General features: G+C 71.4%; 9 protein-coding genes and 1 pseudogene. 5 read left to right on the top strand and 5 right to left on the bottom strand.

The genetic code is table 11. The features are described from left to right. Positions 1–62: 62 nt before the first annotated feature. The 3 genes from ACTWQR_RS43930 to ACTWQR_RS43920 all read right to left on the bottom strand — a co-directional run bounded on the left by ACTWQR_RS43930 (position 63) and on the right by ACTWQR_RS43920 (position 3,015). Positions 63–359 (bottom strand): hypothetical protein, encoded by a 297-nt coding sequence (locus ACTWQR_RS43930; protein WP_443232891.1) that lies wholly within the window; start codon positions 357–359, stop codon positions 63–65. Between the two features lie 118 nt (positions 360–477). Then, the gene (gene malQ, locus ACTWQR_RS43925) at positions 478–2,763 is read right to left on the bottom strand and encodes a 4-alpha-glucanotransferase (RefSeq protein ID WP_443232890.1); all 2,286 of its coding nucleotides are present in this window, start codon (positions 2,761–2,763) and stop codon (positions 478–480) included. After that, positions 2,764–3,015 carry a hypothetical protein gene (locus ACTWQR_RS43920; RefSeq protein WP_443232889.1) on the bottom strand — a complete coding sequence of 84 codons (252 nt, stop codon included), beginning with the start codon at positions 3,013–3,015 and terminating at the stop codon, positions 2,764–2,766. A gap of 264 nt (positions 3,016–3,279) precedes the next feature. Here ACTWQR_RS43920 and ACTWQR_RS43915 point away from each other — a divergent pair, with 264 nt between their 5' ends. The 3 genes and pseudogenes from ACTWQR_RS43915 (at position 3,280) to ACTWQR_RS43905 (ending at position 5,846) form a co-directional block, all read left to right on the top strand. Continuing rightward, entirely contained in the window at positions 3,280–3,813 is a 534-nt protein-coding gene (locus tag ACTWQR_RS43915; RefSeq protein ID WP_443232888.1) for a PadR family transcriptional regulator, read from the top strand. Continuing rightward, a pseudogene (locus tag ACTWQR_RS43910) lies at positions 3,810–4,560 on the top strand (ABC transporter ATP-binding protein). The gene ACTWQR_RS43915 and the pseudogene ACTWQR_RS43910 overlap by 4 nt, the downstream one beginning before the upstream one ends. Further along, positions 4,557–5,846 (top strand): FtsX-like permease family protein, encoded by a 1,290-nt coding sequence (locus ACTWQR_RS43905; RefSeq protein ID WP_443232887.1) that lies wholly within the window; start codon positions 4,557–4,559, stop codon positions 5,844–5,846. Before ACTWQR_RS43910 ends, ACTWQR_RS43905 begins: the two are co-directional and overlap by 4 nt. Before the next feature lie 109 nt (positions 5,847–5,955). Here the strand turns inward: ACTWQR_RS43905 and ACTWQR_RS43900 are convergent, their stop codons facing one another. Next, a complete protein-coding gene (locus tag ACTWQR_RS43900) occupies positions 5,956–6,492 on the bottom strand; it encodes an HNH endonuclease (RefSeq protein ID WP_363105386.1) in 537 nt (178 codons plus the stop codon). A gap of 272 nt (positions 6,493–6,764) precedes the next feature. Here ACTWQR_RS43900 and ACTWQR_RS43895 point away from each other — a divergent pair, with 272 nt between their 5' ends. Continuing rightward, positions 6,765–7,841 carry a mechanosensitive ion channel family protein gene (locus tag ACTWQR_RS43895; protein WP_443232886.1) on the top strand — a complete coding sequence of 359 codons (1,077 nt, stop codon included), beginning with the start codon at positions 6,765–6,767 and terminating at the stop codon, positions 7,839–7,841. A 286-nt stretch (positions 7,842–8,127) separates the two neighbouring features. Here the strand turns inward: ACTWQR_RS43895 and ACTWQR_RS43890 are convergent, their stop codons facing one another. After that, positions 8,128–8,415 (bottom strand): ferrous iron transport protein A, encoded by a 288-nt coding sequence (locus ACTWQR_RS43890; protein WP_443232885.1) that lies wholly within the window; start codon positions 8,413–8,415, stop codon positions 8,128–8,130. A 432-nt stretch (positions 8,416–8,847) separates the two neighbouring features. Between ACTWQR_RS43890 and ACTWQR_RS43885 the strand changes: the two genes are divergently transcribed. Then, a complete protein-coding gene (locus ACTWQR_RS43885; RefSeq protein WP_443232884.1) occupies positions 8,848–10,074 on the top strand; it encodes an ROK family transcriptional regulator in 1,227 nt (408 codons plus the stop codon). The last annotated feature ends 113 nt before the right edge of the window (positions 10,075–10,187 follow it).

Here is a 10,187-nt window from a genome sequence, read left to right as displayed (position 1 = left end):
CGTACACGGCCGTGTACGTATGCGAGGACGGCTCCCTCGGAAAAATTCGGAGAGGACCGAGGTCAGGAGGCCTGAACCTGGTCCTTGCCCTGCATCTTGCCCTGCGCCTTGCCCCCGGGCTTCGGCCTCGGCTGCCGGTCGGTCGATCCGTCCAGAACCCAGACCAGGCCGGCGATGACCGCGAACAGCGCGATCGGCGCCGCGACATAGAGCCCCAGCGTCTCGATGACGCTCAGGCCCGGGCCCGGGTCGTCACCGTCGTCGCGGGTCACCGCGAGCGCGGGGGACGACATGAGCAGCATCATCAGCGTCGTACCGGCAGCCAGGGCGCCGGCGCGCAGGGCGTTCTTCTTGTCCACGGTGCAAACGTAGCGAACAGCGGAACAGGCCGCGCGCCCGGGGTGCCGTATGGGGCGGGCCGGCGGGGCCTGCATTCAAGGAATGTGACAGTTATGCGCACAACTGCCACGTTCCCAGCTACACCCACCCCCCGGCTCGCCCCCGCACCACGTCGAGCAGAGCGTGCAGCCTGGGTGATGCGGCGAGTTCCTCCAGGGTGACGGGGCGGCCGTCGGCGTCTGCGATGGGCAGGCGCCAGTTCGGGTACTGGTCCCAGGTGCCGGGCAGGTTCTGCGGGCGGCGGTCGCCGACGGTGTCCGGGAGCCAGACGCCGATCATGCGGGCGGGGGTGCGCAGCAGGAAGCGGTGCAGGGCCTGGATCTCCGCTTCCTCCGTCTCCTCCGACACCCCGCCGCCGGCCCCTTCGAGCAGTCCGAGCCGGGCGAGCAGGGCCAGCCACTCCGCCGCCTCCCTGGCCGCCTCGGCCCGCTCCTCCTCCGCCGGCCGGGTCAACAGGCCCAGCCGGTCGCGGAGTTCGACGTGGTCGCCGGTGAGCCGGGACGCGGTGGGCGGCAGGTCGTGAGTGGTGGCGGTGGCAAGGCAGTCGGCGCGCCAGCGTTCGGGGGGCAGCGGCAGGCCCGTACCGTCCCAGTCGCGTTCGAACCAGAGTACGGAGGTGCCGAGTACGCCGTGCTCATGCAGCGTTTCGCGCACGCCCGGTTCCACGGTGCCGAGGTCCTCTCCGATCACCAGCGCGCCGGCACGGGACGCCTCCAGTGCGAGGACGGCGAGCATGGCTTCGGCGTCGTAGCGGACGTACGTACCCTCGGTGGCCGGGCGGCCCTGCGGGATCCACCAGAGGCGGAAGAGGCCCATGACGTGGTCGATGCGGAGGGCGCCGGCGTACCGGAAGAGGGCACGGAGGAGGCGGCGGTACGGGGCGTAGCCGGACTCGGCGAGCCGGTCCGGGCGCCAGGGCGGCAGGCCCCAGTCCTGGCCCTGGACGCTGAACGCGTCCGGGGGTGCGCCGACCGACATGCCCGCCGCGAAGTACTCCTGCTGCGCCCACGCGTCGGCGCCGCCCGGGTGAACCCCGACCGCGAGATCGTGTACGAGTCCCACGCCCATTCCCGCGTCGCGCGCGCTGCGCTGTGCGGTGGCGAGCTGGGCGTCCGTGAGCCAGGCCAGCCGGCTGTGGAAGTCGACGCGGTCCATCAACTCGGCGCGGGCGCGGGCGGTTTCGGCCGAGCGTGGGTCGCGCAGGCCCTTCGGCCACTTCTGCCAGTCGGAGCCGTACACCTCCGCCAGAGCGCACCACGTGGCGTGGTCCTCCAGGGCTTCGCCCTCCTCGGCGAGGAAGTCGCAGTAGGCGGCACGCCGTCCGGGCCCGAGCGGCACGTCCCGTACCAGCTCCAAGGCCTCGCTCTTCAGCTCCCACACGGCGTCGCGGTCGATCAACGCGCCTTTGTGCAGCACGGATTCGCGTTGCCGGTCGGCGCGCTCCAGCAGCGTACGGATGCGGTCGCGGTCGTCGGCGTACGCGAACTCGGGGATGTCCTCGACGCGCAGGTACACGGGGTCGGGGAAGCGGCGCGAGGAAGGCCGGTACGGAGAGGGGTCGGTGGGCGTGCCGGGCACCGCCGCGTGCATCGGATTGACCTGCACGAACCCGGCCCCGAGTGCCCGCCCCGCCCAGGCCGTCAGCTCGGCGAGGTCACCGAGGTCGCCCATGCCCCAGGAACGCCGGGAGAGCAGCGAGTAGACCTGGACGAGCAGCCCGTACGTACGCCCCGGCGCCGCGGGCAGCCGCGTCGGCGCGACGACGACGTGAGCGCGAGCGGTCCGCCCGTCGGGAGCCGTCGCCTCCAACTCATGTACTCCTACGGGCAGTTGCTCAGCAGACGCACGCGTCTCACCCTGCTCGGTACGGATACGGAGACGCGTTCCCGGCGGTAGCGCGGCAAGCGCGGAGGCGAGGGAGGAGTCACTCGGGAATCCGGCCGGGGCGGTGGGGACCTGATCACCCTCCACCGGCCCGGCGCTGTCGACCGCCGGCACGGGACCGTCGGCCACCGGCCCGGCGCTGTCGACCGCCGGCACGGGACCGTCGGCCGCGGAGGCCGAGCCGCCGGGCGCAAGCCCATCGCCGCTCACCGCGGACGCGGCCCCAGTCCCGGTGGTTCCCGTTGCCGTTGCCGTTGCCGTTGCCGTCCAGCACACCACCGTCGGCGGCAGCAGTCTCTCCCGTAGCTCCCGCTCGCGCGCCGCGAGGGCGGTTCGGACGGCGTCAGGTGTGCTCGCGTTGACGCCGAGCGCGGCGAGGACGGCGATGACCGCGGCATCCGAGGCCGCGACCGTGCGGCCCGGGGACGGGCTGTAGGACGTGGCGACGCCGTGCAGCGCGGCGAGCCGGGAGAGCGGCATCTAGACCCCCGACGGGTCCAGGCCCGCGGCGGCGCCCGTGGAGGTGGGCTCGCTCGTCAGGGGCGCGGCGTCGGCGAGTGGGGGTTCGCTGGTGAGGGGCTCGGCGTCCGGCAGGGGCGGCTCGCTGGTGAGCGGCGCCTCGGCGCAGGCCCCTTCGGCGCTGAAGGCGCAGAGGTGCAGGTCGGGGTCGGCGGGCAGGTCCGCCGGGCGTTTGGAGAGGGCCGGGAGCAGAAGCTGTGCCGATGCGGCCACGGGGGCCTCCTTGTCGGAAGTCGTCGGGTGTCGTACGCGGGTCAGAACAGCCCTACCCAGCGGGCGAGCCCGCAGACGTGACAGCACGGACAACGTGTCCCTGGTCACATCCTGCCTCCGATGCGCGACTTGACCAAGGGTGCCCGGTCCGGGCGAGCGGCTTCCAGTGACCACCTCGGCAGGCGCACCTGGCGGGCCGCGGTGAAAAGTTCCTTCGCCGATCACTATTCACTCACTACATATACCGAGTACATAATGAGCGGCATGAGCACCCGCCACATCCTGCTGGGGCTGCTCGCCGGAGGTCCGAGCCACGGCTACGACCTCAAGCGACGCCATGACGAACGGTTCCCGCAGGCACGCCCGCTGGCCTACGGCCAGGTCTATACGACGTTGCAGCGCCTGGTCCGCGACGGTCTCGCCGAGGTCGACGGGACCGACTCGGACGGCGGTCCGGAGCGGACGCTGTACCGGTCGACCGACGAGGGGTCGAAGGAACTCACCCAGTGGGCGGGCGAGATCACCCCGCCCGCACCCTTCGTGACGAACGAGATCTTCGCCAAGGTCGTGTGCGCGATCCTCGCCTCGGCGGACCCGGCCCACTATCTGAGCGCCCAGCGCGCCGCGCACATGGCGCGGATGCGGGAGTTCACGGCGGTGAAGACCACGCCGGGCGCCGACCTCGCGACGGTCCTCTCGGCCGACTACGCCCTCAACCACCTTGACGCCGACCTGCGTTGGATGACCACCACCACCGCACGGCTCACCAATCTGACCGCGGAGGTCGACCCAGCATGAGCAGTACGCCCGTGAGCGGTACGCGCGTGAGCAGTACGCCGAAGGCCGTGCCGATCCTGGCGGCCCGAGGCCTCACCAAGACGCACGGCAGAAACCGGGCCCTGCGCGGCGCCTCGGTCGAGCTGCGCGCGGGCGAGATCCTCGCCGTCACCGGCGCGAGCGGCAGCGGGAAGTCCACGCTGCTGCACTGCCTGGCCGGGATCGTCCGCCCGACGAGGGTTCGGTCGTCTACGCCGAGCAGCACCTCGACCGACTGCCGGAGGGGCGGCTGAGCGAGCTGCGGCGTACGGAGTTCGGGGTGGTGTTCCAGTTCGGGCAGTTGATCCCCGAGTTGACCGCGCTCGACAACGTGGCGCTGCCGCTGCTGCTCGCGGGGACTCCCGCAAGGACGCCCATGAGCGGGCGGACGAGTGGCTGGAGCGGTTCGGCGTACGGGGCCAGGAGGAGCTGCGGCCCGGGGAGATGAGCGGTGGCCAGGCCCAACGGGTGTCGCTGGCACGGGCGTTGGTGACCGGCCCGAAGGTCGTCTTCGCCGACGAGCCCACCGGCGCGCTCGACTCCCTCGCGAGCGAGCAGGTGATGACGGCGCTGGTGCACACGGCCCGCGAGTCCGGCACGGCGGTGCTGCTGATCACGCATGACGCGCAGGTGGCGGCGTACGCGGACCGTGAGGTCGGGATGCGGGACGGGACGGTCGTCTCCGAGGCCGACGCCGACGCCGACGCCGCGGTGGAGGTGTCCCGATGAGGACCGACCTGCGGCTCGCGTGGCTGCTGACACGGGGGTCGGACCGGCGGGAGTGGTGGCGGGTGACGCTCACGGCGGTGGGGGCGCTGCTGGCGACGGGGTTCGCGCTCGGGGCCGTCGCGCTCGGCTCGCTTCAGGGGCAGTACTCGGTGTCGTTCGGCAACGGGCTGCTGTCCAACCCCAATGACCGTTCCGGTGTGATCATCGCGCTGGTGCTCCTGCTCGTACCGGTGCTCGGGTTTCTCGGGCAGTGCGCCCGCATCGGGGCCGTGCACCGTGACCAGCGGCTGGCGGCGCTGCGGCTGGCCGGAGCCACATCACGTCAGGTGCGGCGGATCGCGGCGCTGGAGGCGGGCCTGGCCTGCCTGGTCGGATCGGCGGTCGGGACGGTCTTCTGCGTACTGATGATGCTGCGCGAGTGGAGTGAGCCCACCGCCCTGGCCTGGGCCGGAATCGCCTTGGTGGCGTTCGCCGTACCGGCGCTGGGTGCGCTGGTGAGTGCCCTGTCGCTGCGCCGCGTGGTGTCCTCGCCGCTCGGCTGGGTGCGCAGGGTGGGGCCGACCCGGCGCCCGGGACGCGCGTTGCTGGTGGGGGTGCTGCTGATCACGGTCCTGGCGCTGCCCGTCTTCATAAGCCCGTACCTGGACATGGGCAGGGGCAGACCGCTCCAGTTCGCCACGGCACCACTGCTGGTCTTCGCCCTGGTGCTGGTGACCGGCGTGGGCGCGGTGTGGCTCTCCGGCGCCTCGGCCCGCCTGGTGGGCCGCCGCCTCGCGGCCCGTACCGAGAACCCCGCGGTGCTGATCGCGGCGGAGCGGCTGCGCGACGACCCGTGGGCCGGTGCCCGCACCCACGCGGCCGTACTCCTGGTGACGGTCGTGGGCATGGGCTTCCTGGGTGTCCGGGAGGTGCTGCTCGACACCGTCAACGGACGGGACGAGTTCGCCGAGAACATGTCCTACTACACCACCGGCATCAACCTGACCGGCGCCGCCATCCTGGTCGCCCTGGTGATCACGCTGTCCGGTCTCGCCGTCGGCACCGCCGAGTCGCTGGCGACCCGGCGCAGGGGGCTCGCGGCGCAGATCGCCGCCGGAGTACCGCGCGCGGTACTCGGCCGCGCGCTGCTCCTGGAGACCGCGCTACCACTGGCCCCCGCGACACTGCTGGCGGGCATCGGCGGAATGGGGCTCTGCGCCTGGTACGCCACCGTCCCAGAGGGGCCCACGCACGGGGTTCCCCTCCTCCGCCGCACAGCAAACCCGTCGGAGCTGCGCTTCACGTAGCTCAAAACAGTGACTGGCAGGTTTGGGACACGCATGGCCGGCGGCGAGCGTCCCAAACCTGCCAATCGCTCCTCTCCCGGGAAGCGGGGCAAGACGAAGGCCCGGATCGTTAGGCGGAGATGCCGTCGATCCGGGCCATCGCGTCCTCCGCGCCGTACGGCTGCAGGTAGGGCAGCCAGCGCGGGTCCCTATGGCCGGTTCCGATGATGCGCCAAGCCAGCCCCGACGGCGGGGCCGGTTTGTGGCGCAGGCGCCAGCCGATCTCGACCAGGTGACGATCCGCCTTCACGTGATTGCAGCGGCGGCACGACGCCACCACGTTGTCCCAGACGTGCTGACCCCCGCGGCTGCGCGGGATGACGTGGTCGACGCTGGTTGCGACGCCACCGCAGTACATGCACCGGCCGCCGTCGCGGGCGAAGAGCGCCCGACGGGTCAGCGGAACGGGCCCCCGGTAAGGGACCCGTACGAACCTTTTCAGCCGGACCACGCTGGGAGCGGGGACAGTAACGGTCGCGCTATGCATGAAGGCGCCGGATTCCTCGAGGCAGACAGCCTTGTTCTCGAGGACGAGGACGAGCGCGCGGCGGAGCGGTACGACACCGAGGGGCTCGTACGACGCGTTGAGGACCAGGACATGCGGCACGGATGGCCTCCTTGTACGCCGGCGGCGCGTGGCTCGCGCCGGGACGATCTGTGGCCAGTGTCCCCTCATGCCTGGTGGAAGCGCCACCATGTCCCGGTAACGGGCTGGGAGTGTTTTCGACCACACCCTCTTCTTCCCCACGTGAGCACGGTCTCTCCCTCGAACATTGCAACGATCCACACAAGATGCCCCGTTAGTGTGGTGGTTCCGCCCGTCGGCACTTCACCCGATGTCCCTGCCCGGGCGGACCGCTACGCCTGGAGGTACCTGCCGTGTTCTTGTCCGTCCTGTCGGCCGCCGATCCCACCGACGAACCGACGGCGCCAACGCTCCAGGACGCCCAGGAAAGCGCGAACAACGCCGCCAGCTGGGTCGAGCAGAACTGGTCCACCTGGCTCAGCATCGGCCTGCGGGTGCTGCTGATCGTGGTGATCGCGGGAGTGCTGAGATTCGTCATCCGGCGGTCCATCACCAAGCTGATAGACCGCATGAACCGCACGGCCCAGGCGGTCGACGGCACGGCCCTCGGCGGCCTCCTGGTCAACGTCGAACGCCGCCGCCAGCGCTCCCAGGCCATCGGCTCGGTCCTCCGCTCGGTCGCGTCCTTCCTGATCATGGGCACGGCCGCGCTGATGATCCTCGGCACGTTCGAGATCAACCTGGCCCCGCTGCTGGCCTCCGCCGGTGTGGCGGGCGTGGCGATCGGTTTCGGCGCCCGCAACCTGGTCACCGACTTCCTCTCCGGCGTCTTCATGATCCTGGAGGACCAGTACGGGGTCGGGGACACCGTCGACGCGGGCGTCGCCTCCGGCGAGGTCATCGAGGTGGGCCTGCGCGTCACCAAGCTCCGCGGTGACAACGGCGAGATCTGGTACGTCCGAAACGGCGAGGTCAAGCGCATCGGCAACCTCTCCCAGGGCTGGGCCACGGCCGGCGTGGACGTCACCGTCCGCTCGGACGAGGACCTGGAACGGGTCAAGGCGACCCTCACCGCGGTCGGCGAGACCATGAGCAAGGACGAGCCCTGGAACGAACGCCTCTGGGGGCCGATCGAGGTCCTGGGCCTCGACAGCGTGCTGTTGGACTCGATGGTGGTCCGCGTCTCCGCCAAGACGATGCCCGGCAAGGCCCTCTCCGTGGAACGCGAACTCCGCTGGCGCATCAAGCAGGCCTTCGACGCCGCGAACATCCGCATCGTGGGCGGCCTCCCGGCCCAGCCGGAGGAGGCACCGGCCGCCGACCCGACGGCGGGGATGGCAGCTCCGTCGGCGTACTCGAACACGGGGTCACCTCAGGCGCAGGCGGCCTCCCCGCTGGCTCCGGCAGCGCCGCCGAATGTGACGAAGTAGGGGAGAGAGCCTTCTCATATGTGGGGGGCGGTGCCCGGGTGTTCCGGGCACCGCCCCGGTCGTCAGCCAGCTGAGCATGAACAAACCCCTCATCAGCCTTGAGACCGCGGCCCGCTGGCCCCGCCGCGCGTTAGGCCACCGAGTCCCGCCGCCCCTGTCCCGGACACGGTCGACCCCTTCAACTCATGGCGTCCGGAGGCGCCGGAGCGAAGCGGCCGACGCGTGGTGCGTACGGGCGGAGGGTCACCCGACCGGCTCCGTCGCCTCCTTGGTCAGGTAACGATGGTCAGGTGTCGGTGGTCAGGTAGCGGTCCCAGATCTCCGCACCGCGGTAGGGACCAGAGCCGTCATTGTCGACCTGGGGCTCATCGAAGCGGATCCAGTAGACCAGCTCGCCCTCCCGTGCCGACGCGTGATCCACCGGGAACGGCGGACGCAGATCGTCCACCGTTCCCCAGAACTCCACCGGCCACGGGCCGGCCCAGGCGGGATCCTGGATGACACGGACACGCGTGCCCACCGGCCAGGCGTTCGCCGGCCAGTCAGGGGAAGGCCGGTCGGCCTCCTTGTTCATCACTTGCCTCATTTCGTGGTGGTCGTGCCGAGGACGCTCTGACCGGCCGCCTACTCGTCCGCTTACGTTGCCGTCAGTGGGGCCGCTTCCGGTTCGCCGGAGCGGTGAGCTGATCCGACAAGACGGAAGAGTCGGAGCCGACGGAACCGAAGGCGCTCCTCCCACAGCACCGGCGGGAGCCGCGGCGCGGCCGCCTCAGCTCCCCGCCGGGTCATCGGCTCCCCACCAAATCATCCGAGTAACGCGCGCCCCTCACTCCGCCCCCGCAGGTAACGACTCTGTTGCCGCGGTGGCGTCCTTATTGACGCCCTCCACGCCCTGGGCCTACTTTCCTCCCACCGATAGGAAACTTTCCTAACAGTGACAGAGCAGGTGGACTTCCCGGCCGCGTGGCTGGGAAGCTGGGCAGGCGAAGGGCAGGTGTAGACACACATGGCAGGATCCGCCGGTACGCCGGGCACCCCGCGCGTCCTGCGCGCCATGAACGACCGTGCCGCCCTGGACCTGCTGCTGGAGCACGGTCCCTTGTCCCGTACGCGGATCGGCAACCTCACCGGGCTGTCGAAACCGACCGCCTCCCAGCTCCTAGCCCGGCTTGAAACCGCCGGTCTGGTCCTCGCCACCGGCACCAGCGAAGGCAGACCGGGCCCCAGCGCACAGCTGTACACGGTGAACCCCGCCGCCGCCCGGGTCGCCGGGCTCGACGTCACCCCCACCGGCATCGAGGCCGCGGTCGCCGACATCACCGGCCGCACCGTCGGACGCTTCGAACTGCCGACCCCCGGCCGCAGCGCCCAGGGCGCCATCGACCGGGTACTGCAGGCACTGGACGGAGCGGTCAAGGACGCCGGCCTGCACCGCGCCGATGTGCACCGGCTCGTCATCGGCACACCCGGCGCCCTCGACCCCACCACCGGCAACCTGCGCTACGCCAGCCATCTACCCGGCTGGCACTCGCCCCGGCTGCTGGAGGAGTTGGCCGCCGCGCTCGGCCCGGTCCCCTTCGAGGTGGAGAACGACGTCAACCTCGCCGCCGTGGCCGAGCAGCGCATCGGAGAGGCGCGCGGCTGCGAGAACTTCACCCTCCTCTGGGTCGAGCGGGGCATCGGCGCGGCGGTTGTGATCGGCGGCCGGCTGCACCGGGGCGCTACCGGAGGCGCCGGCGAGGTCGGCTTCCTCCCCGTGCCCGGCGCCCCGCTGGTGCGTCAAGTCGCCCGCACCAACTCGGGCGGCTTCGACGAACTCGCCGGGTGCCGGACCGTACTGCGGCTGGCCCGCGAGCACGGGCTGACACCCCCGCCCGGCGGAAGCCTCGCCGAGAAGGCCTCGGCGGTGGTCACCGAAGCGGCGCGTACGGCCGACTCACCCGGACCGGGGGAAGCCGTCCTCGCCGAGTTCGCCACCCGTCTCGCGACCGGACTCTCCGCGATCGTCGCGGTGGTCGACCCCGAACTGATCATCCTGGCCGGCGGGTTGATCACGGCCGGAGGGGAGCCCCTGCGCTCCCTGATCCAGTCCGAGCTGGCCGAACTGGCCGTGCCCAGACCCGCCATCCGGCTCAGTACGACACCCGACAACCCCGTGCTGACCGGAGCCCTGCAGTCCGCCCTCGCAGCCACCCGCGACGAGGTCTTCGACACCACGGGTCGCACTCCCTGACCCGCACCACTCCCTGACCCGCACCACTCCCTGACCGCACCGCGGATCGCATCCCCTGATCCGCACCACGGACAGCAATCCCCTGATCCGCGGGCATGATCCCGTCCCGCAAC

Source organism: Streptomyces sp. 2A115, from assembly GCF_052245575.1.
Classification (GTDB): domain Bacteria; phylum Actinomycetota; class Actinomycetes; order Streptomycetales; family Streptomycetaceae; genus Streptomyces.
This window is presented reverse-complemented; position numbering and strand designations above follow the sequence as displayed.

Coding starts and splice junctions, on each gene's coding strand:
- ACTWQR_RS43890 (WP_443232885.1), bottom strand. CDS start 8,415: ATGAACAAGGAGGCCGACCGGCCTTCCCCTGACTGGCCGGCGAACGCC.
- malQ (WP_443232890.1), bottom strand. CDS start 2,763: ATGCCGCTCTCCCGGCTCGCCGCGCTGCACGGCGTCGCCACGTCCTAC.
- ACTWQR_RS43885 (WP_443232884.1), top strand. CDS start 8,848: ATGGCAGGATCCGCCGGTACGCCGGGCACCCCGCGCGTCCTGCGCGCC.
- ACTWQR_RS43915 (WP_443232888.1), top strand. CDS start 3,280: ATGAGCACCCGCCACATCCTGCTGGGGCTGCTCGCCGGAGGTCCGAGC.
- ACTWQR_RS43905 (WP_443232887.1), top strand. CDS start 4,557: ATGAGGACCGACCTGCGGCTCGCGTGGCTGCTGACACGGGGGTCGGAC.